The sequence below is a fragment of the Luteimonas lutimaris genome, from assembly GCF_039537065.1.
Lineage (GTDB): Bacteria > Pseudomonadota > Gammaproteobacteria > Xanthomonadales > Xanthomonadaceae > Luteimonas > Luteimonas lutimaris.
In genome coordinates, this window is record NZ_BAAAZU010000012.1 from 379 (window position 1) to 22295 (window position 21917).

A 21917-nucleotide genomic window follows, 5' to 3' on the forward strand; every position below is an offset into this window, starting at 1 on the left:
ACCTGCGGGTGCACAGCGGGCAGGCGATCGGGCTGCTGGCCGCGGCGGTGGAGGGGCAATCGGAGGAGACCGCGCTGAGCATCGTGGCGGGCAATGGCGAACTGGACGTGCAGGCGCAGAACGACGAAGCGCGGCTGCGCAGCCGGAACCAGCTCAAGGTGGTCAGCGCCAACGCCGAGGTGGAACTGGCGGCGGGCAAGACCGTGCACCTGGCCACGGCGGGCGGCGCAAGCCTGACGATCGAGGACGGCAACATCGTCATCGCGTGCCCGGGCACGATCAAGGTGCATGCGGGCAAAAAGAACTTCGTCGGGCCGACGCAGCTGTCACGGGAGATGAACAGCTGGCCGGAAACGAAGTTCGACCACGAGCACGTGGTCCGGTACGAGCATTCGGGCGAGCCGATCCGCAACTGGCCGGTCGAGATCACGCGCGCAGACGGCGCGCGGATCCGTGTGCAAACCGATGGCGAGGGACGCCTTCCTGTCCAGCGCGGGCAATCGCTCGAAGCGCTGGCGATCCGGATTCTGCGCAGCAAGGAATAGGCCGATGGCAGAAGAAGAGCAGATCTTGTTTTCCACCCTCGACGAGGACGGCGACTGGGTGACCAGCACCCGCCTGACCCCGTCCGGAAAAGAGGGGAAGACGCACCTGCTGGCCGACCCCCGGCCGGTCATTCCCGTTATCTTCCTGCCGGGAATCATGGGCACGAACCTGCGCAACAAGCATACCGGCGAGCGGGTTTGGCGTCCTCTGAATGCCAGTTCGCTCACCTTCGGTAGCGGAAATTGGCGTGAAGCCGGTTGGGCGGCCAAGTACCTGATGGCCACGGCAGCCGAGCGCCAGCGCCTGCTCGACCCCGATACCACCGAAGTCGACCCGGAGGGAAAGGTCTACTACCGGATCGATCTCAACAGCATGCCGGGCCGGCCGGATGAAAAACGAAAGTTCCGGTTGGGCTGGCCCGATCTGCGCAACCTGTCGCCGATCAAGTACGACTGGCGGAGCCTGGCGATCGACGAGAAAGAGGCAAAACACCGCGGATACGGGACGGTGATGCAGTCTGCCTATCAGCCGGCACTCGCGAACTTCGAGGTGGCGCTCAATCGCATGCTGCATGACGGAGAACTGGCAACCTCCTGGGCACAGGGCGACGACATGTACGGTATGCAGGCGCCGCCGGCAGACTATGGCGACAAGTACCAGGGTTCACAGCTGGTGGAAGACGAAATCCGCAAGGCCGCGGAATACCGGTTCGAATTCTGGGCCGTCGGCTACAACTGGATCCGCTCGAACGCGGACAGCGCGGCCCACGTCATCGATCAGATTGAAAACAGGATCATCCCGCACTACCGGGAACTCCTGGGAGCGGGCATTGCCGGGAAGATGAAAGTGATATTGCTCACCCATTCCATGGGCGGGCTGGTCGCAAGGGCCATGTCCGGCGTCCACGGATATGGTCGCGTCCTGGGTTCGGTCATCGGGGCAATGCCAGCGGAAGGGGCGCCCCTGACGTACAAGATGCTGCGGACAGGGGCCGACAGCTTCGCCATGAAATACATTGCGCAGGGCCAAACCGGAATCCATTTGGCCGCGCAGCTGTCCCGGTCGAATGGGGGCCTGGAGTTGCTTCCAAGCGCCAGATACGGCGGAACGAATGGTGGTTGGCTCAAGCTCCGCCGCGTGGGCGCCGGCAAGGGGGCCAACGAGGACCAGCTACCGCGTGCCGGCGATCCGTACGATGAAATCTACAGGTGCCGAAGCTGGTACGGCCTGATTCCCTCGAGCAACGTCATCGCGCTCGATTTTTCTGCCACGAAGAATGCGAGCGCAGCAGGTTACGCGTCCCGGGGCGGCGACCTGGATCCATTCAACGATTTCGACGACAAGATCGACGAGGTCCAGGATTTCCACGAGCGCATTGCCGACCAGTGCCCGAAGCCAGCCTACGTGCACATTGGCGCCGACGGAGACAAGAAGCGCGTTGCCTACGAGGAAGTCGTGTGGGCTGCTACCGGCAACGGACCGCTGCGCTTCGAGTTGCTGGTTCAACGGCGGTCCCGGATCCAGGGGGAGTATGTGCCAGCTGGCAATACCCCCGTGCCGATGCTTGATCCAGCCCAGATGCCGGAATGGATGCGCAGTCTCCGCCGGGTGCCTTCAAACCAGCGAAAACACGCTGCCGCGCTGAAGAAGGTGTTCGAGGACAACCTGGCCAATCAGCTGGAAGCAGGAATCTCCCTGGGCATGGCCAACGCGAATGGCATGTGGGGAGACAGCCTCAACGGGCGGCTGGTGCTGGCCGCGGTGAAGCCCGCGCCCCCGGCCACTGCTCCTCTCCAAGAAGATGGGGCCGGAGAGACGGTGCAGTTGGAAGAGATCGTCATCACGGCGGCCACACGCACGCCCGGTGTGGATGACGTGCTTGTGGAGGTCGTCGAGAAGGATGGGCCTGGTGACGGGACGGTACCCCGGGTGTCCGCGATTGCGCCTTGGGGCTGGAGTGGGGTGAAGGCCTTCTTTGCGGTGGGAACCGATGGCCGCAGTTCGGCGAGCGGCAGAAAAACCCAGGACATCAAGGGAAGGCGTGAGCCGGGCTATGAGCACCAGGATGCGTACAACGACAACCGGGCGCGCTGGGCATCCATGTACTCCCTCGTGAAACTTGCGCAGAGCGCGGACTGGAGCAACCAATGAACAGTCGGCCAGGCATCGGGCTGTTTCAGCTGCAGGAGATGGCACCTTGAGCGACAACGCACGGACTGCATGCTGGGGCCGCTTCATGATTGATCTGCCGCCAAATGCGCGCACGCGATCGGCGTTCATCTCCGGTGGGGCGCGCGTGTTGACGACTGCCGCTGTTGCCCCGGAGGGGTTCGAGCAGCTGTTGCAGGCGCGGGAAGCCGAGCTGGCTGCCCAGCGCCACGGCAATGGCGGCAGCATGCTGGTGGAGCGCTATGCGCTTTCAGAAAGGCACCAGGTCATCGCGTCGTGGTCGAGCGCCGTGGGGAAGCGTACCCAACGCTATGAAGAATTCCAGTATTTCCCGGACGAACGCGTGCTTTTCAGGTTTGAATCACAGGGCGATGCAACAGCGGTGGCACGCGAGCGGGCGCGGGCAAGCCAGGCGAAGTTCGGCGCGGCGATGCGCGCCCGCGAACCGGTCGTGGTCCCGACAGAGCCGGGCTTCTGCGTTGAGCGGGGATTCGTGGCCGGCAGTGCACTCAATCGTGAAGAAGTCGAGGCAGTCATCAGCTTCCCGGCCATGGCGCACGTCTCGATGGCCTTCAAGAGCTTCGTTACCCGCAATCCCGAGCCGGCGCTTCTCGAGCGGGTGCGCGAATTGCCTGTTGACCTTGCAGACAAGTCGTCCGGCATCGCCGTCGTACGTCGCACCAAGCGGATCCTGGATGGACTGGAGGGCAGCGAGGTCGTGGTCGAGGAGCGCGATGACGGACGGATAAATCATGAGTTTGCCTGGGAGTTTCCCGGCAAAGCCGATTCCCTGGCAGCGCCCTTCCTCAAGCTGGGGATGACGCTGGACGACGGAGCACTTGGCGAAGAAGGCGAGTTCCGCGACCTGGAAGAGGCGATCAAGTTCTGGCACGGCATCACCGCGTCGTTCCGGCTGCGGCCCGGCGCGGTGTGAACGGTGGCGTGGACCCCATGGCATGCTGGCCCGTGCGGAAGGACATGCAAGGTGGCCGGGGATCCCAGGTGCGATGAGCTGATCCCGAGCCAGCCCTGGAACCGGTAGCGGCGCCGGGACCTTCCAGGCGCGGTCGCCGAATGCTTGCGGGACAGCGGACATTTCCGGAGGAAGGAGCGATGAAGTCACCCCCACTGCAGATCGGAGCCTTGGACCAAGCGCCGGAAGGCCGCTCGCGGCAGCGGGATGGCGGGCGCAGGTGGGCAGTGGGCATGGTCCGTGGGTTCATGGCCACCTTTTTGGCGGGATTGGCGAGCGCCGCCTTGATTCTGCCTGCGGATGCCGCGGCCGGTGAGGCCACGCGACCTGCGGGCTGGTCCACGCATTGCGTTGGCCGCTTCCTGATCGACCTGCCGCGGGATGCAAAAACCAGGGCCAGCTTCACCTCCGGTGGGGCGCGAATCTCGACCATGGCCGGCGTCAACGCCGCCCGGTTCCGGGCGCAGGTCGGCGCACGGGAGTCCGAGCTGCGGTCGGCGAGGCGCAACGACGGTGGAAGCATGCTGGTGGAGCGCTACGCGCTGACCCCGAGCCATGAAGTGCTGGTGTCATGGTCGAGTCCGGCCGGCAGGCGTGTGTACCGTTACGAGGAGTTCCAGTATTTCCCGGATTCGGGTGCACTGTTCCGGTTCGAGTCGGAGGGCAACGCCAACGCGTCATCCATGGAGCAGGCGCGAGCAGCGCAAAAGCGGTTTGGCGCCGCGGTCCGCACGCGCGGTGCCGGCGAAATACCGCGCGATGCAGGTTTCTGCATCGAGGACGGGTTTGTCGCGGGAAGCCAGCTCAACCGCGAGGAGGTGGAGGTTGGCATCCTGCCCGGCAGGATGTCGCACACCCGGATCGATCTGACCGGTTTCGTCACCCGCAACCCAGAGCCGCCGCTGTCGCGTCGCATCCACAAGGGAGGCGGAGTGCGCGTGATCAGCCAGAAGCATCGCGAGATCGATGGTATGCCCGGCGACGAGGTGGTGATTGCCGAGGGGAATGGCCGATCAACCCGCCACGAGTTCGTGTGGGAGTTTCCTGGCACGCCAGACTCGCTCGCCGCGCCGTTCCTCAAGCTCAGCATGTCGCTCGAAGCCGGGGCGCTCGGTGAAGGTGGGGATTTCCCGGACCTGGCCGCTGCCACGCAGTTCTGGAACGACATGCTTGCCTCATTGCGTCGCCGGCCCGGCGCGACCTGACTCGTCCCGTATCATCGACGCCGTTTCCCGCTTGCCTGTTCCAGCTTCTTTCTGTCTCGTGATGCATAACCCTTTGCGGCGGAGGGGCGAGGTTGGCCTGCGCAGGGGCGAGCGGGGCATGCGCGCCGATGGCGTCCCTTGCACGTGCTGCCAGACAGCCTGCGGTGCCACGTAATGAGGAACTGCGCGAGGGGAGTGATCCTTTCTGTTCTCGGGGCGGTGCTTTCCGTCTCGTGCTCCACGGCAGGCACTGTCGATGCACGCCAACAGGCGACAGGGAAGGCGGTGTGCGTCGGACACCATGCGCTGCGCCTGCCGGCAACCGCCGACGTGCGGATCAGTGCGACCTACTCGGGGTTGGGCGTCCGTGACGAGGGCAAGGCCGAATGGCAACAGGTTGAACTGTCACTGCGCGACCAGGCCCGCGAAGCGAAGGTGCTGCCGTCACCGGGCAGCGAACGCGCCCGCGCCCTGTACCGGGCGGCCGGAGTGGACCCCGACGTCGCCTTCGCGGATTCCCGGCTCGTTGGATTCGATGTGCAGGGCGAGCAGGCGGTAATCGCAAGACATGCGCAGTCGTCGGGCTATTCGATCGAAGTGCATCGCATGTACGGCGGCCATCATTTCGTTTTCGAGGGCAGTCATGCCAATGCCGGCCAATATCCCGTGGTGCGCAATGGCGTCCTTGCCGCAGTCGCGCGATTCACCCCGCTGGCCTCCGGGGAAGTTCCGGATTCTGGCGGCTTCTGCACGGGCAATGGCATGTTTGCGCTCAAGGGGCGCAATGATGTTGGCGGTGACACGAGCCTGTACGTGACGTTCCCGGAGTATCCCGGGTTGCACTTTTCGATGAGCCTTTACGGGTTGGTCGCACGTGGCGACGAACCCTCCTTCCTGGAGCGCGTCGGACGAGGCCTCTTCGAATTGCGAATGTCGGGTGGCAAGGTGCGCACGCTGCATCGCGGAACACGCACGCATGCGGGGCAAAAGGGAAAGCTGGTGGCTATCAGCATGCCGCTGGAGAACGGGGGTGAAGGGCGTGCCTACAAGTATTTCTGGCATGCCGATGGCGTGCCACAGGATCCGTTCCGTCCCGAGATCGAGGCCGAGATGATGACCGATACCGATGCGTCTTCGGTGGACGGGGAAACCATCGAGGCGCTCTGGCAGCAGATCATGGGGAGCCTGCAACCCCGCGGGCCATAGGTACCGTTTGCCCGGCTGCGGTCGTTTCACGCAGTTGCACGCCGGCACGTATTCGACAGCCCCACAGGGCATTGCGCTTGGGTGAAGTACCCCGTCGCGTACGGCGATGAACCCGGGTGGCTCCCTGCCGCGTAGTGGCGCGGCACGCGCCGCTACGCGCGGCTGACTCCGGTCTCCCGCCGCCGCTTCGACTTTCATGCCACGCGGGACGTCGCGCCTCTCGTGGTCATGCTTTTTGGGCCGCCGCTCGCGGAAATGGCAACAGGCATCCCACGCGACTTTCCGGACCCTGCCTACGGGTACCCGGCAACGTCGGCTTTGCCCTGATACACAACATCGTTGTATATTTCGCGCCCTTCGGGGCGGGGCGCGGATGGACAAGCAGCAATACATGGCGCTGTCGGAGTTTCGTTTCCGGCTGGCGCAGTTCCTGCATTTCAGCGAGTCGGCGGCGCGTGCCGGGGGCATCACGCCGGCGCAGTACCTGCTGCTGCTCCACCTGCATGGGTTCGAGGGCCGTACCTGGGGCACGGTCGGGGAGCTGGCCGAACGCCTGCAGGCCAGCCACCAGGGCACGGTGGCGCTGGTCAAGCGCTGCGAGCGCAATGGACTGGTCAGCAAGCGGCGCAGCCGGCGCGATGCGCGCTGCGTGGAGATCCACCTCACGCCCAGGGCGCGCGGACTCGTGCGGCGGATCGCCCGCTGCCACGCACAGGCGCTGTCGCAGATGGGCGAGGTGTTCCGGGCCGCCACGGCCGCGGGCGCCAGCCTCGGCGGCACGCCCGGCCGCGATGCCGCCACCGCACGAACAGAAAAGGATTCCCATGCAGAAGCGTGACTTTTCCTCCAGCAACCGCCTGTTGCTGCTGTCCGCCTTCGCGGTGGTGATCGGCGGGCTGAGCACGCTTGGCGCGTGGCTGCTGCTGGCGATGATCCGGTTCTTCACCAACCTGTTCTTCCACCAGACGCTGTCGCTGGCCGAGGCATCCCCCGCCGACAACACGCTGGGGGCGTGGGTGATCCTCGTGCCCGCGCTCGGCGGGCTCATCGTCGGGCTGATGGCGCGCTTTGGCAGCGAGAAGATCCGCGGCCACGGGATTCCCGAGGCGCTGGAGGCGATCCTGTTCGGCAAGAGCCAGATGTCGGCGAAGGTGGCGGTGCTCAAGCCGCTGTCGTCGGGCGTGGTGATCGGCAGCGGCGGGCCGTTCGGCGCGGAGGGGCCGATCATCATGACCGGCGGCGCGGCGGCGTCGCTGCTTGCCCAGGCTTTCCACCTGACTTCGGCCGAGCGCAAGTCGCTGCTGGTCGCCGGTGCCTGCGCCGGCATGACGGCGGTATTCGGCACGCCGTTGGCGGCGATTCTGCTGGCGGTGGAACTGCTGCTGTTCGAACTGCGTCCGCGCAGCCTGCTGCCGGTGGCGCTGGCGTGCACGGTCGCGGGGTTCCTGCGTCCGCTGTGGGCGGAGCCGGGTCCGCTGTTCGCGATGCAGACGCCGCCCGTGGACACGATCGCGTTGCTGTCGTGCGTGGCGGCGGGGCTGGTGTGCGGGCTGCTGTGCACGGCAATGAGCAGCATCCTGTACAAGGTTGAGGACGGCTTCGGGCGCCTGCCCATCCACTGGATGTGGTGGCCGGCAATGGGCGGACTGGTGGTCGGCCTCGGCGGCTGGCTGGAGCCGCGCGCACTCGGCGTGGGTTACGACGTGATCGGCGACCTGCTGTCCGACCACCTCGCGCTGCAGGTGGCGGTGGCGCTGGTGCTGGTGAAGGCGGTGATCTGGGTGGTCGCGCTGGGGTCGGGCACGTCGGGCGGCATCCTCGCGCCGCTGCTGATGATCGGTGCCGGGGTGGGCTGCGTGCTCGGGCCGTGGCTGCCCGGTGGCGATGTGCGGCTGTGGGCGCTGGTGTGCATGGCCGCCACGCTCGGCGGCACGATGCGCGCGCCGCTGATGGCGGTGGTGTTCGCGTTCGAACTCACCTACGACACCAACGCGCTGCTGCCGACGATCCTGGGCTGCGTGGTGGCGTACGGGGTCTCGGTGGTGGCGATGCCGCGCTCGATCCTGACCGAGAAGATCGCGCGCCGCGGCCTGCACGTGTACCGCGAGTACGGCGTCGACCCGCTGGAACGGCACTTCGTCAGCGAAGTGATGACGACCGAAGCGGTGACGGTACCCGCGGCCATGCCGGTGCCGGAGGTGCAGGCAAGGTACTTCGGGCCCGGGCAGAAGCATCGCGCGTACCCGGTGGTCGACGACGGGCGCCTGGTGGGGATGATCGACCGCGAGGACCTGCCGCCCGGCGTGGTCCAGGACGAGGCGCAGCCGGTTGCCGAGCTGCTGCAGGGGATCGACGCGCCGCATGCGCTGGCGACGGAGAACTGCCGCACGGTCGCGTCGCGGATGGCGTCGCTGGGACTGCAGCGGTTGCCGGTGGTCGAGTCGGCGCAGTTGCCGAAGCTGCTGGGCGTGGTCAGCCGCAGCGACCTGCTCAAGCCCGCGCGCCTGCTGCACGAGGAAGAGTCGCGGCGCGAGCGCTTCCTCCGCCGCTGACACGGCTGGCGTCAACGCTGGCGATCGGCGATGCGGGAAGCTAGGCTGGCGCGATTGCCCGGCGGCCGCGGCCGCCCCCATCCCGGATCCTGCAGGCAAGGCGCGACGTGAACGAATCGATGCTGTTCAAGCTGCTGGACCTGGCGGGCACCTTCGCCTTCGCCATCAGTGGCGCGGTCGCGGCGCGGCAGAAGAAGCTCGATCTGTTCGGCATCATCACCATCGCCTACATGGTCGCCTGCGGCGGCGGCATCATGCGCGACCTGTGCATCGGCGCGATCCCGCCGGCGGGCCTGGTCGACTGGCGCTACCTGGCGCTGTCGCTGGTCGCGTCGATGCTCGCCATCGCGGTCTATCCGGTGCTGCAGCGGCTCGACCACCCGGTGCAGATGTTCGACGCGCTGGGCCTGGGTTTCTTCGCCGTGTTCGGCGCGCACAAGGCGCTGGCGTACGGGCACAACGTACAGGTTGCGATCGTGCTGGGCGTGGTCAGCGCGGTCGGCGGCGGGGCGATGCGCGACGTGCTGCTCAACCGCACGCCGCTGATCCTGCGCAAGGAGATCTATGCGTCGGCGGCGCTGCTCGCGGCCACGCTACAGGTGTCCGGCGAGCAGCTGGAACTGCCCGCGGATTGGCTGCCCTGGTTCGGTATCGTGCTGTGCTTTGGCCTGCGCTACCTGGCGATGCGCTACCACTGGAACCTGCCGCGCTTCCCGCGCGGGAACGGCTAGCGCCACTGCGCCGGCACTGGCCAGAAGGGAATGCGCCAGGGGCGGTCCTTGCCGGATTTCATGGTGGCTGGAGCGCCGGTCGAGGCCTTCGCGTGGGCCACCTGCAGCTCGTGCCGGCCGGCAGGCAGCGAATGGATGTCGATCATCGCCACCAGTACGGGGCGGCCGCTGCGCGGATCGCTGCCGATCTCGTAGGGCACCGGGTCCAGCGGCTTGCCGTCGAGTGACACCGCATGCATGCCTTGCAGGCAGGCGAGGGCGCGGTCGGCGCCGGCCGCGTCGTCGGTGGGCGGCCCGGCGCAGTCGCGCAACGCGTCGGCGGCCTGGGCTGGCACGTACGGCACGGTGAGGCGCAGATACGGTTCGGTGGCGATCGCCGACGGGATGAATGCCGCCATGTCCTTCAGCGGGTCGCGTTCGTCGTCGTAGTGCGCGCTGGCGAGCGTGTGCCGCGCGTCGCTGAATTCGGGGAACGCGCCGTAGTTGCCCGGGAACCTCGGACTGAAATTGGCGTACATGGCCAGCCCGGTGGCGATCACGACGGCTAACATCAGCAGTACGGTGACCGTCTGCATGCGGCGGTCGCCGCCGTGGCTCGAAAGCAGGGTGAAGGTGGGGTTGGATGCGCGCTGGGAGAGGCCGAGCCGGCTGTAGGTGCGGAACAGCCCGCGCAGCATCCGGGCGGCGACGCCGTCGCGCGGCAGGCGGTCGCCGAAGCGCCGGTCGACGAGGGTGGCCACGAACAGGGGCAGCAGGCACGCGATGAGCAGGTAAACCAGCGCGATACCGGCATTTCGCGGGACGCCGAAGACGCCCCGGATACCGACGATCAGGCAGAACAGGGTGACCACGGTCGCGCTGATCAGCATGAAGATCGTCGCCAGCGTTACCCCGACCGAGAACACGACCGTGGCGCGGTTGTCGGCGCGGTCGATCGCCGACTCGGCGTCGCCGTAGCGTGCCGCTTCGATTTCGCGCTGGATCGGGCCGATGCGCAGGCGGTCCCAGCGGATGCCGCCGGGGAACACCGAGTGCATGCCGACCACGGCGATCCACTGCGCGCGCACGAGCAGGTGGATGGCGAAGGTCGCCGCGAGCGTCAGTGCGCCGCACATCAGGTAGACATAGAGCAGGGCCAGCAGCTGGTTCCAGTCATCGTCCAGGCGTGCGCGCAGGTCGAAGAAGCGCGCATCCAGCCAGCCCGGCAGCTGCAGCATCGCGAAGATGGCGACGCCGGAAATCAGCAGTTCGACTTCCCACGTGGGCGTGGTGCGGCGTGGCAGGCGGGAAGCAGCATCCGCCGCCGACGGTGGGGTTGGGTCGGTCATCCTGGTCCCCCGGTAGTGCGTGCAGGCTGGCAAAGCGCCCGCCGTGATGCAAGCACGCCGTGGATCCTGGCGGTCAGCGTGCGCGGCGGACCAGGGTGCGATCGACCTTGCCGCGGCGTTGCCAGTCGGGGGCTTGGCGCAGGCCCGCGCCGCTGGCGGGGCCGAGCGATTCGCCGTAGGCCGGCTGCGGAATGTCCGGCAGGCGCGCGGCGGGGAGGGTGGCGGCGACCGGTGCGGCCAAGGCGCCCGCGTACTGCGGCGCCAGGTCGTTGCCCTGCACGATGCCCAGCGGCGAGTACCCGGCGTAACCGGGGAATACCGCGCCCAGCTGGCTGTTGCCCATGCGCCGGATCAGCAGTTCCGACAGCACGCGGCGGAAGTCGGTGGTCACCGGCACATCGCCGAAGTAGGGCGAGAGGATTTCCGGATCCAGCCCTTTCCAGGTGCCGTAGAACCTGCGCCCGTTGACCGGGCCGCCCAGCACCAGCAGCGGGTTGCCGTAGCCGTGGTCGGTGCCGCGGCTGCCGTTCTGGCGCACGCGGCGGCCGAACTCGGACTGCACCACGACGGTGACGCGGCCCAGTTCGCCGCCGTCCTTGAGCTCGCCGTAGAACGCGGCCAGCGCCTGCGACAGTTCGGCGATCCTGTCCTGGTAGTAGTGATAGCCGGACCCCGCCGTGCCCTGGCCGTCGTGCGTGTCCCAGCCGCCCACGTCCAGCGCCGCGTAGCGCATGCCGAGGTTGAAGCGCACCGACTGCGCCACTGTCCACAGCTGGCGGGCGAAGGTGCTGGTCGGCCAGCCTGCGGGCAGGTCGCCGTAAGGTTGCCCGGCGATGACCTTCAGCGAGGCGTCCGCGGCGCGCCCGGAGTCTTCCAGCCCGGTCTGGCCCTTCCACAGCCTGGCCAGCGTTTCGTTGACGCCCTTGAGCCCGGCCGGCGAATCCGCGCGCGTCTTCTGCCACGCCCACGCGCCGGCGTTGAGCGCGAAGTCGGACGGGCTGCCCATGGTCAGCGCATCGGTCGCGCCGAGCAGGTTGGTCGGCGTGCGGCTGTTGACCGCCAGCGCCGGCATGGTCGCGCCGGTGTCGCCGGGCTGCGTGTTCCAGGCGCGGGTGATCCAGCCGCTGCCGATGCCGTGCTGGCCCGGCGTGCCCAGGTCCAGGTACAGCTGCGCGTCGAAGTGGCTGCGCGTGACCGTGGTCAGCAGGCCGCAGCCGTGCACGATTGCCAGCCTGCCGTCGGTCCAGATGTCGCGCAGGCCGGTGGCCGACGGATGCAGGCCGAAGCCGGTGGCCGAGCCGTTCGACAGCGTGAGCGGCAGCGCGCCGTAGCTGCCGGAGGCGGCGATCGACAGGTCCGGGCGCGCCTGTTCGTAGAACGTGCGGTCGTTGCCCGACACCGGCAGCACCAGGTTCAGGCCGTCGATGCCGCCGCGCAGGAACACGTGGACGATGGTGTCGTGGGGGTTCGCCGCGGCATGCGCCGCGTCGGAGAACAGCAGCGACGGGCCGGCGACCGCGCCGGTCGCGGCGACCGCGCAGCAGCCCTTGAGGAACTCGCGGCGGTCGAGCAGCAGCCGGTCTTGCATCGAACGGGGCATGGGCGTGCTCCTCAGCGGGCCAGGAATTCGGGTGACATCATCACCAGCGACACCATCGAGCGCAGGCGCTGCTGGTTGTAGTGCTGCTTCAGGTCGTTGCCCGACCATGCGTCGCTGTCGGCGATGACGTCGCCCGCCGCGCCGTTCTGGCGCATGAAGTCGACCAGGATGCCGCGCCGGGCCGGCAGGTAGCCGAGCAGCCGCTTGCACCAGAAGTCGACCAGCGCGGTCGAGGTCCACTTCGACACGCCGCTGCGCGTGGCGGCGAGGATTGGCAGCAGCGGCGTGTCGCCGTCTTTGGTTTCCGCCAGCCAGTTGAGCAGCTTCCAGGTCATGCCGAAGCTGTTGGAACCCGCCCAGGCCACCGCGGTATCCGGATAGCCGTTCGGTGCCGGCCAGTCGTAGGGCGTGTGGCCGGTGAAGCCGAACCGCCACATGAACTCGTCGCTCTTGCCGTCGTCGACGCGCGGCGTCCAGTCGCTGCCGGAAGTGCGCAGGGCCGCCGCCGCCGCCTCGAACGGGCGCCGGCGCTTCTGGCCCCAGTTGTTGAACGCCGCATCCGACAGCAGGATGTGGCGCAGGGTGCGCTTGATCTGGTCGGGCTTCTGCCAGTTGGCGCGGAACACCGCCGCGGCGCTGTCGACCAGCTGCTGGCTCGGGCGGTCGGCGCAGAAGCGGCGGATCAGCTTGCCGCAGATGAACTTCGCCACCCGCGGATGGCTGGCCAGGCGGTCGAGGATGTCGCGGCCGTCCTTGAGCGCGGGCTGCTCGGGATTGAGGAACATGCCCAGCGGGAACTTCGGCCCCGCGTCATGCCAGCTCGAGCGGTAGGTAAACGTGCCGTCGTCCTCGGTGGGGAATTCCCAGTGCCCGTCCTTCACCGTCCAGCCGGTGAACGCGGCCGCGGCCTCGTACACGTCGACGTCGGTGTAGCCGATCGGATACGACGGATCCTCCGGGCAGGGCGGTACCTGGAACGGGTCCATGAAGCCGAGGTAGTTCTCTGCGCCGAACGTGTGCAGCTCCATCAGCTCGCGGGCGAAGTTCTCGTTCGGGCCGGCGCGGGTGTTGGAGCGGTTGTCGAGGAAATAGAGCATCGCCGTGCTCTGCGCGACCGCCTCAAGCAGGGTGCGGAAGTTGCCGAAGGCGTTGGCGCGGATCACGTCGCGGTCGTAGTGCACGTAGACCGGGCCGGCCGAGTAGTCGGTGGCCATGACGTTGAAGTGGTCGTGCCAGAACGTCACCAGCAGCTCGCGCAACTGGCGCTTGGAATGCACCGCGCGCACCAGCGCGGCGCGCTGCACTTCCCAGGCCGGGCGCATGCGGACTTCCCAGTCCGGTTCGGACTTCACGTGGTCGGTCCACAGCTGCTGCAGGCTCTTGCCCAGGGTGGTGTAGCCGGCGGAGGCCAGGCGCGATTCCAGCGCGCTGTCGTCGATCGATTCCCAGGCCAGCTGGCGGTCGACGTACGCGGTCATGCGCGCCGCGTCCGTGCTGCCGCCGGCGTTGAACGCGGCGATGTCGGCGGCGGTGGCGCCGTAGCTCATGTTGCCCAGCGCGCGGATCGCCAGCGAGGGCCGCGCCAGCGTGATCCGCTGCGGACGCGACATGCCGCCCAGCGTCGGCGCGCCGGAAGGGTCCTGTGGCGCGTCGGCGGCAAGGTCCGCGCCGTCCGAGTCGTCGTAGAACAAAGGCGTGACCGCATTGGATACCGCGGCGCGCGACGGCGGCATGGCGGAAGTGCCGCCCGCCGGGGCGGTGGTGCCGGCGCGCGCGCGCGGCGCCGCCTGGTATTGCAGCGGCCGGCCGTGACCATGGCGCTGCTCGAGGATCTCGCGTGCCCGCGACTCGTCGATGCCACGCCGGGCGCTGGCCACGCGGCGCTGCGGTTGCGATTGGGACTGCGACGGCGGTCCGGCCGTCGCTACGGAAGCATCGGCGGACGCGTCCTGCAGGAAATCGGCGGGTGCCGGGCACTGCAGCCCGGCGGCGTCCACGAGCCTGGCGCTCGGCGTCGCACTGCGCGACATCGGATTCGGCATGGGTTTTCCCCGGCAAAAACTCCCCTGTCGACAGAGTATGGGGGGATTTCCGGCCGCGGGTGTGACCGCCTTCGCAGAGCGGGTGCCGGGACACGGCCGGGGCCGTCAGATCAGGCCGGTGGCGTAGAACACCCCGATCACCACGAATACCGCCAGCGTCTTGACGATGGTGATCGCGAACACGTCCTTGTAGGCCTGCCGGTGGGTCAGGCCGGTCACGGCCAGCAGGGTGATCACCGCGCCGTTGTGGGGCAGGGTGTCCATGCCGCCGGAGGCCATCGCGGCGACGCGGTGGAAGACTTCCAGCGGGATCCCGGCCGCCTGCGCGTTGGCGATGAAGGTCTCCGACATCGCCGCCAGCGCGATGCTCATGCCGCCGGAGGCCGAACCGGTGATGCCGGCCAGCGCGGTGACGGTCACCGCCTCGTTGACCAGCGGGTTGGGGATCGCGCCCAGCGCGTTGGCCACCACCAGGAAGCCGGGCAGGGCGGCGATGACCGCGCCGAAGCCGTACTCGGAGGCGGTGTTCATCGACGCCAGCAGCGCGCCGCCGATCGCGGACCTGGTGCCCTCGGCGAAGCTCGCCAGCACCGGCTTCCATGCGAACGCGATCACGGTGAGGATGCCGACCAGCAGCGCGCCTTCCACCGCCCAGATCGCGGCGATCTTCGACACTTCCTGCACCACCGGCGCGGCGTTGCCGACCACCGCCGGCACGAATTCGTGGCTGTCGCCGTACGCGCGCGGGATCCAGTCGGTGAACAGCTTGTTGGTCACGCCCACCAGCACCAGCGGCAGGATCGCGACGACCGGGTTGGCAAGCTTGCCGCCGGTGAACTCGGCCGGCTCGTTCACCAGCGTGGCGGCGTCGCCGTAGCCTTCGCCGGCCTTCAGTGCGCTGCGCCGGCGCCAGTCGAGGTAGGCCATGCCGACGACCAGGATGAACACGCCGCCCAGCGTGCCCAGCCACGGCGCCGCCCAGGCGTTGGTGCCGAAGAACGACGACGGGATGATGTTCTGGATCTGCGGCGTGCCCGGCAGCGCGTCCATGGTGAAGGTGAACGCGCCCAGCGCGATGGTGCCCGGGATCAGCCGCTTGGGGATGTCGCTCTGGCGGAACAGCTCCGCGGCGAACGGATACACCGCGAACACCACCACGAACAGCGACACCCCGCCGTAGGTCAGCAGCGCGCACACCAGCACGATCGACAGCATCGCCCGCTGCGCGCCGACGATGCGGATGGTGGCTTTCACGATCGCCTTTGAGAAGCCGGAGATCTCGATCAGCTTGCCGAACACCGCGCCCAGCAGGAACACCGGGAAATACAGCTTCAGGAAGCCGACCATCTTGTCCATGAACAGGCCGGTGAACATCGGCGCCACCAGCGACGGATCCGTCAATAGCACCGCGCCGAGCGCGGCGATCGGCGCGAACAGGATCACGCTGTGGCCGCGGTAGGCCACGAACATCAGGAAGCACAGCGCGGCCAGCACGATCAGGAATGCCATTCACCCACTCCACGATTCCATTGCGCGACGTCGGGCCGTGCATTTCCGGGCCGACAGTGTCGTCGCGCGGCTCCGTCCCGGCCCATTGTCCGAAGGTACGATGCCGGCCGCGGCGCGGCGGCCCTAGCCTTGCGACCAATCTGCGGCGCATGCCGCGCGGCGTGCATCCTGAGGGGAGAAGATTCGATGAAGCGCAAGCACTTGAGCCTGGCAATCGGTTGCGTCCTGCTGTCGCCCGTGGCGTGGGCACAGCAGTCCGGCGATCCCGCCGCGCAGGACGTGGCGGCACAGGCAAGCCCGGCCGTCGCGCCCGCCCAGGCCGACGCCGACGCGCGCACCCTCGACACGGTCACGGTCACCGCGCGCCGCCGCACCGAATCGATCCAGGACGTGCCGGTGGCGGTCAGCGCCTTCGGCGAGGAACAGCTTGCCGACCTGCAGGCCAGCGACGTCACCGGCCTGCAGGGCGCGGTACCGAACATGAACATGGTCCAGGGCCGCGGTTCGGCCAACAGCGTCAACGTCTTCATCCGCGGCATCGGCCAGCCCGACGCGCTGCAGACCTTCGACCCGGGCGTGGGCATGTACGTCGACGACGTCTACTACTCGCGCATCAACGGCGCGATGTTCTCGCTGTTCGACATCCAGCAGGTGGAAGTGCTGCGCGGCCCGCAGGGCACGCTGTACGGCAAGAACTCCACCGGCGGCGCGATCAAGCTGACCACGAAGAACCCGTTCGACAACGAAGGCGGCTCGGTGGAGCTGACCGCCGGCGACTACGGCCGCGCCGAAGGCCGCTTCTACGTCAGTGGCAAGCTCAGCGATACCGTGGCCGGCAGCATCGCCGGCGCCTCGATCCGCAACGACGGCTACGTGCGCGATGCGGTCACCGGCCGCCACTTCAACAACGACGATACCCAGGCGCTGCGTGCCAAGCTGGCGTTCTCGCCGTCCGACAGTTTCCGCGCGACGCTGTCGTTCGACCGCACCGAACAGGATGTCGCCCCGACCTTGGGCCGGCCGATGGCGCCGCTGGTGCAGACCGACCTGGCGCTGGGCGCTGTGGTGCTGCATCCGGGGTCGAGCGGCGACTGGGACTACCGCGCGCGCACCTCGTTGGCGCCCCCGGGGCACGGCCAGACCCTGGAACACTCCGGCGGCTCGCTGTCGATGGAGTGGGATATCAACAGCCAGTGGCTGTTCAAGAGCATCAGCTCCTACCGCAGGCTCAAGACGCACTCGTTCATCGACATCGACGCGTCCGAGTTCGAGCTCGGCGACGTGCTGGTGGCGCTGGACCAGAAGCAGGCCAGCCAGGAGTTCCAGCTGCAGTACGACAACGGCAGCAACCTGCACGCCATCTTCGGCGCGTACTACATGCGCGAGAACGTGCCGTCGCACCAGGAAGCCTACGCCGACGACCTGTTCGCGCTCGCGGGGATGCCCCTGAGCTTCCTGCGCACCATCGACGACGACCTGACCACCACCAGCGTCGCGGCCTTCGCCCACGCGAGCTGGGAATTCGCGCCGACCTGGACGCTGGCCGCCGGCGTGCGCTGGACCCGCGACAACAAGGAGTACGACCGCACCACCAGCACCTTCTGGGGCGCGCCGTTCAGCGCGATCAACGAAACCGTCGCCTTCAGCGCCGAGCAGGACTGGACCGCGGTCACCCCGTCGGTGAGCCTGCAGAAGGCGTTCAGCGACAACGTGATGGGCTACGTGTCGGCCAACCGCGGCTTCAAGTCCGGCGGTTTCAACGGCCGCGCCAATACGGTGTACGACACCGAGCACGCGGAGTTCGACCCCGAATACGTGTGGACCTACGAGGTCGGCCTGAAGGCCAGTTCCGCCGACCAGCGCCTGCGTGGCAGCGTGGCCGCGTTCAAGAGCGACTACAGCGACTTCCAGGCGCGCGTGTCACAGGACGTGGGCACCTTCCCGGTGCTCAACGCCGCCGAGCTCGACATCAAGGGCATCGAGTTCGAAGGCAGCGCGCTGCTGGGCGAGGCGACATTGCTCAGCGCACAGGTCGGCTGGCTGGACGCGGACTATTCGCGCTTCGACGACTTCCGCCTCGACCCGGCCTATCCGGGCTACGACCCGAACCTCAACCACGACCACGTGCCGTTCTCGCCCAAGACCACCGCGCGGCTGGCGCTGCAGCAGGGCTTCAGCCTCGGCGACAGCGGTTCGCTGGCGGTGGGCGCGGACGCTTCCTACCGCGACAAGACCTGGCTGAGCGTGGACAACCGCGACGTGCTCAGCCAGGACGCCTACACCGTGGTCGGCGTGTACGGGGTGTGGGATTCGCCGCAGTACAGCTGGCAGGTGCGCGCCGGCGTGCGCAACCTGACCGACAAGCACTACAAGACCGAGGGCCAGGAGTTTGCCAGCGTCGGCAACATCCAGACCGCGTACTACGGCCTGCCGCGCAACTGGTACGTGTCGCTGCGCTACAACTTCTGAGCGGATGGGCAGGCAAACCGGCGGCGGGCTTCGGCCCGCCGTTTTCGTTGCCGGGCATCTCGGGTCGCCCTGTAGGAGCGGCTTCAGCCGCGAGCTTTTCCAGCAGTTGTTGGAAGGGCAAGAGCTCGCGGCTGAAGCCGCTCCTACAGGTGTCTGCGGGGGCATGGAGGTCGCGGCAACGGGCAGCGCCGGATATGCTCCCGCTGATTGGGGGCACTCGTGGATGACCGACTGACATTGCCAGCGACGACAGGGCCGCGCCGATGCTGAGCATCGGCGTCGTCGTGCTGGCCGCGGTGCTGTGGCTCGGCCTGATGTTCGGCACCGCCCTGTACGGTGAGCGACACCCGGCGGTACTGGCGCGGCACTGGCGGCACGTGTACGCGCTGTCGCTGGCGGTGCACTGCACCTCGTGGTCGTTCTACGGCACGGTCACCCAGGCCGCGCGCTACGGCTGGCCGCTGCCGCCGACCTTCCTCGGCGCGATCGCCTTCTACGCGCTGGCGGTGGCCTTCATGATGCGGCTGGTACGGCTCGCACGCGAGACCAACGCGACCTCGCTGGCCGACCTGATCGCCACGCGGCTGGGCAAGGATGCGTGGCTCGCTGCGGTGGTGACCCTGGTCGCCGCGCTCGGCCTGATCCCGTACATCGCTCTGCAGCTCAAGGCGGTGACGATGAGCTTCGTCACCCTGACCGGCGACGGGGCGCGCGGGGACCTGTCGCTGTGGCGCGACGGTTCGCTGTACGTGGCGCTGGCGATGGCGCTGTTCGCGATGTTGTTCGGGACGCGGCGCGCGAGTGCGGTGGAGCACAACCGCGGGCTGGTGCTGGCGATCGCGTTCGAGTCGGTGTTCAAGCTCGCGGCGATGCTGGCGCTGGGGGCCTTCGTCTGGTTCGGCCTGGGCAAGCTGCCGGAGGCGCCGGCGCCGCTGTCGCAGCAGACCACGGACGGCTTCGCGCCGCTGGTGCTGCTGGGGGCGCTGGCGATGTTCATCCTGCCGCACCAGTTCCACGTCGGCGTGGTCGAGTGCCGCGACGAGGGCGACGTGCGCACCGCGCGCTGGCAGTTCCCGTTCTACCTGCTGCTGATCGCGCTGCCGGCGCTGCCGCTGGCGCGTGCCGGCACCGCGCTGCTGGGCGACAGCGTGCCGTCGGACATGTACGCGCTGGCGCTGCCGTTCTCGCGCGGGCACGAGGGCGTGGCGCTGTTCGCGTTCCTGGGCGGGCTCAGCGCGGCCACCGGCATGGTGGTGGTGAGCACGCTGACGCTGAGCCTGATGATCGGCAACCACTGGTTCGCGCCGGGATTGCTGCGCGGCGCGTGGTCGCATGGCGGCGACGACGGCGACCGTCGTGGCGACGTGCTGCTGCTGCGCCGCGTGGGCATCGTCGCGACCATGCTGCTGGCGTGGGCGTACAGCCGCCAGATCGCCGGCAGCGAGGCACTGGCGGACGTGGGCGCGGTGTCGTTCTCGGCGCTGGCCACACTGGTGCCGGCGCTGGGGTTCGCGGTATGGCGGCCGCAGACGCCGGCGCGCGCGGCGACGGTGGGTGTCGCGGTGGCGTTCGCGGTGTGGGCGTGGGTGATGCTGGTGCCGATGGGAGTCGCAGCGACCGGCGGCGATGCCGGCTGGCTGCAGCGCGGGCCGCTGGGCATGGCGTGGCTGTCACCGGACGGATTGTTCGGATTGACCGGCTGGAGCCGGCTCGGCCGCGCGGTCGGCGCGAGCCTGTTCGCCGGCACGCTGGCGACGGTGCTGATGGCCACGGTGCGCGTCGCACCGCACCGCGTCGCCGCGCGCGGTTCGGACGTGCGCACCCTGCGCAGCGCCGGCCGCCGCTTCCTGCCGGCGCGCAGCGTCGACGAACTGCTCGCCGGCGCGCCGGCCAGCGGCCCGGTACCTGCGCATATCGAGGCGCGGCTGGAGCGCGAACTGGCCGCCGTGCTCGGCAGCGCCTCGGCGCGGCTGCTGCTCGATGCCGCGCGCCGCCAGGCCGGCGCGGACCTGGACACCGTGGCCGCGATCGTCGGCGAGGCCTCGCAGGACCTGCGTTTCAACCAGCGCGTGCTGGAAGGCGCGCTGGAAAACATGAGCCAGGGCATCAGCGTGGTCGACGCGCAACTGCGGCTGGTGGCGTGGAACCGGCGCTACGCGGAGCTGTTCGGCTATCCGCCGGAACTGCTGCAGGTCGGTCGCCCGATCGCCGACCTCAGCCGCTGGGCGCTGGAGAAACTGCCGCCCAGCGGGGACATCGAAAGCGCCCTGCAGCGCCGGCTTGCCTTCATGCGCGCCGGCACGCCGCACCTGTCCGAGCGCGTGATGCCGGACGGCAGCATCATCGAGATCCGCGGCAACCCGATGCCGGGCGGCGGCTTCGTGGCCACCTTCACCGACGTCACCGAATTCCGCAGCGTCGAACGCGGCCTGCGCCGCGCCAACGAAACCCTGGAGCAGCGCGTGGGCGAGCGCACCGCGCTGCTGGAATCGGCCAAGCGCGAGGCCGAGCATGCCAACGATGCCAAGAGCCGCTTCCTCACCGCGATCGGCCACGACCTGATGCAGCCGCTGCACGCCGCGCACCTGTTCACCGACACCCTGTCGCAGCAGCTCGCCGATCCCGCGCAGCGCGATGCGGTGCGGCAGGTGCGTGGCGCGCTGGATTCCACCACCGACCTGCTGACCGGGCTGTTCGACATGTCGCGGCTGGAAGCCGGTGGACTGGTGCCGCAGCCGCGCGAGTTCCCGCTGGCCGAGGTGCTGGAACCGCTGGCGTCGGAGTTCCGCGCGATGGCCGCCGAGCGCGGGCTTGCCTTCGCCTGCGTGCCGACCCCGGCCTGGGTGCGCAGCGATCCGCAGCTGCTGCGCCGGGTGTTGCAGAACTTCCTCGCCAACGCGGTGCGCTACACCGCGCACGGCGGCATCCTGCTGGGCGTGCGGCGTGCCGGCGATGCGCTGCGGATCGAAGTGCACGACACCGGCCCGGGCATCGCGCCGGAACAGCAGGCGGCGATCTTCGAGGAGTTCCGCCGCGGCGACGGGGCGGCGGGGCAGGGGCTCGGGCTTGGCCTTGCGATCGCCGACCGCATCGCGCAGCTGCTGGAAGCGCCGCTGGGGCTGCGCAGCCGCGTCGGCCGCGGCACCGTGTTCATGCTGGCGGTCCCGCGCGCGCCGGCACGTGCACCGGTGTCCGCATCGGCGAAAGCCGGCCTTGCCGGCACCCGGGTGCTGATCGTCGACAACGACCGCGCTGCACTGCAATCGCTGCGCGTGCTGCTGGAAGGCTGGGGCTGCGAGGTCGAGGCGGTGGCCGATGGCGTTGCGGCGGAAGCCGCGATGGCGGCGAACGACGCATTGCTGTGGCTGTTCGACTACCACCTCGACGACGGCGACACCGGCGCAGCGCTGCATGCGCGACTGGCCCGGCGTTTCGGCGCGCGGCCGGCGCTGATCCTCAGCGGCGACGGCGGCGATGCCGTGCGGCGCGCGGTGCACGAGGCCGGCCTGCCGCTGCTGGCCAAGCCGCTCAAGCCGCTGGCGCTCAAATCGGTGCTCGACCGCCTGCTGGCCGCGCGCGCGGCGTAG

13 protein-coding genes and 1 pseudogene are annotated in these 21917 nt (G+C 68.7%); 10 read left to right on the forward strand and 4 right to left on the reverse strand.

The annotated features are described in order from the left end of the window. From ABD679_RS10525 to ABD679_RS10560, 8 genes and pseudogenes are all read left to right on the forward strand, one after another. Positions 1-545 (forward strand): annotated as a pseudogene (locus tag ABD679_RS10525) (DUF2345 domain-containing protein); the annotation flags it as partial. 4 nt (positions 546-549) lie between these two features. Next, positions 550-2697: an esterase/lipase family protein gene (locus tag ABD679_RS10530; RefSeq protein WP_344759944.1), complete on the forward strand. Its 2148-nt coding sequence runs from the start codon at positions 550-552 to the stop codon at positions 2695-2697. A 46-nt stretch (positions 2698-2743) separates the two neighbouring features. Continuing rightward, positions 2744-3649, forward strand: coding sequence for a T6SS immunity protein Tli4 family protein (locus tag ABD679_RS10535; RefSeq protein WP_344759945.1), 906 nt, complete (start codon positions 2744-2746; stop codon positions 3647-3649). Positions 3650-3828: 179 nt separating this feature from the next. Continuing rightward, a complete protein-coding gene (locus tag ABD679_RS10540) occupies positions 3829-4893 on the forward strand; it encodes a T6SS immunity protein Tli4 family protein (RefSeq protein ID WP_344759946.1) in 1065 nt (354 codons plus the stop codon). 195 nt (positions 4894-5088) lie between these two features. Beyond that, complete coding sequence (locus ABD679_RS10545; protein ID WP_344759947.1) at positions 5089-6099, forward strand: T6SS immunity protein Tli4 family protein; 1011 nt, start codon at positions 5089-5091, stop codon at positions 6097-6099. 373 nt (positions 6100-6472) lie between these two features. After that, positions 6473-6937 carry a MarR family winged helix-turn-helix transcriptional regulator gene (locus ABD679_RS10550; protein WP_344759948.1) on the forward strand — a complete coding sequence of 155 codons (465 nt, stop codon included), beginning with the start codon at positions 6473-6475 and terminating at the stop codon, positions 6935-6937. Beyond that, entirely contained in the window at positions 6924-8651 is a 1728-nt protein-coding gene (locus ABD679_RS10555) for a chloride channel protein (protein ID WP_344759949.1), read from the forward strand. The genes ABD679_RS10550 and ABD679_RS10555 overlap by 14 nt, the downstream gene beginning before the upstream one ends. Before the next feature lie 107 nt (positions 8652-8758). Next, the gene (locus ABD679_RS10560) at positions 8759-9382 is read left to right on the forward strand and encodes a trimeric intracellular cation channel family protein (protein WP_344759950.1); all 624 of its coding nucleotides are present in this window, start codon (positions 8759-8761) and stop codon (positions 9380-9382) included. Here ABD679_RS10560 and ABD679_RS10565 read toward each other — a convergent pair. The 4 genes from ABD679_RS10565 to ABD679_RS10580 all read right to left on the reverse strand — a co-directional run bounded on the left by ABD679_RS10565 (position 9379) and on the right by ABD679_RS10580 (position 15861). After that, positions 9379-10710 carry a hypothetical protein gene (locus ABD679_RS10565; protein WP_344759951.1) on the reverse strand — a complete coding sequence of 444 codons (1332 nt, stop codon included), beginning with the start codon at positions 10708-10710 and terminating at the stop codon, positions 9379-9381. The genes ABD679_RS10560 and ABD679_RS10565 overlap by 4 nt on opposite strands. Before the next feature lie 73 nt (positions 10711-10783). Then, on the reverse strand, positions 10784-12310 hold the full coding sequence (locus ABD679_RS10570) for a DUF1501 domain-containing protein (RefSeq protein ID WP_344759952.1): 1527 nt from the start codon (positions 12308-12310) through the stop codon (positions 10784-10786). Positions 12311-12321: 11 nt separating this feature from the next. Further along, positions 12322-14352, reverse strand: a complete 2031-nt coding sequence (locus ABD679_RS10575; RefSeq protein ID WP_344759953.1) for a DUF1800 domain-containing protein — start codon at positions 14350-14352, stop codon at positions 12322-12324. A gap of 105 nt (positions 14353-14457) precedes the next feature. Further along, positions 14458-15861, reverse strand: a complete 1404-nt coding sequence (locus ABD679_RS10580; RefSeq protein ID WP_344759954.1) for a GntP family permease — start codon at positions 15859-15861, stop codon at positions 14458-14460. A gap of 186 nt (positions 15862-16047) precedes the next feature. Between ABD679_RS10580 and ABD679_RS10585 the strand changes: the two genes are divergently transcribed. Together ABD679_RS10585 and ABD679_RS10590 are read left to right on the forward strand one after the other, a co-directional pair. Then, positions 16048-18330, forward strand: a complete 2283-nt coding sequence (locus ABD679_RS10585; protein ID WP_344759955.1) for a TonB-dependent receptor — start codon at positions 16048-16050, stop codon at positions 18328-18330. Between the two features lie 263 nt (positions 18331-18593). Continuing rightward, entirely contained in the window at positions 18594-21917 is a 3324-nt protein-coding gene (locus ABD679_RS10590; RefSeq protein WP_344759956.1) for a hybrid sensor histidine kinase/response regulator, read from the forward strand.

Bases quoted from the DNA above. Each gene is read 5' to 3' on its own strand.
- ABD679_RS10530 (WP_344759944.1), top strand. From the start codon at position 550: ATGGCAGAAGAAGAGCAGATCTTGTTTTCCACCCTCGACGAGGACGGC.
- ABD679_RS10540 (WP_344759946.1), top strand. From the start codon at position 3,829: ATGAAGTCACCCCCACTGCAGATCGGAGCCTTGGACCAAGCGCCGGAA.
- ABD679_RS10550 (WP_344759948.1), top strand. From the start codon at position 6,473: ATGGACAAGCAGCAATACATGGCGCTGTCGGAGTTTCGTTTCCGGCTG.
- ABD679_RS10555 (WP_344759949.1), top strand. From the start codon at position 6,924: ATGCAGAAGCGTGACTTTTCCTCCAGCAACCGCCTGTTGCTGCTGTCC.
- ABD679_RS10565 (WP_344759951.1), bottom strand. From the start codon at position 10,710: ATGACCGACCCAACCCCACCGTCGGCGGCGGATGCTGCTTCCCGCCTG.
- ABD679_RS10570 (WP_344759952.1), bottom strand. From the start codon at position 12,310: ATGCCCCGTTCGATGCAAGACCGGCTGCTGCTCGACCGCCGCGAGTTC.
- ABD679_RS10575 (WP_344759953.1), bottom strand. From the start codon at position 14,352: ATGCCGAATCCGATGTCGCGCAGTGCGACGCCGAGCGCCAGGCTCGTG.
- ABD679_RS10580 (WP_344759954.1), bottom strand. From the start codon at position 15,861: ATGGCATTCCTGATCGTGCTGGCCGCGCTGTGCTTCCTGATGTTCGTG.
- ABD679_RS10585 (WP_344759955.1), top strand. From the start codon at position 16,048: ATGAAGCGCAAGCACTTGAGCCTGGCAATCGGTTGCGTCCTGCTGTCG.
- ABD679_RS10590 (WP_344759956.1), top strand. From the start codon at position 18,594: ATGCTGAGCATCGGCGTCGTCGTGCTGGCCGCGGTGCTGTGGCTCGGC.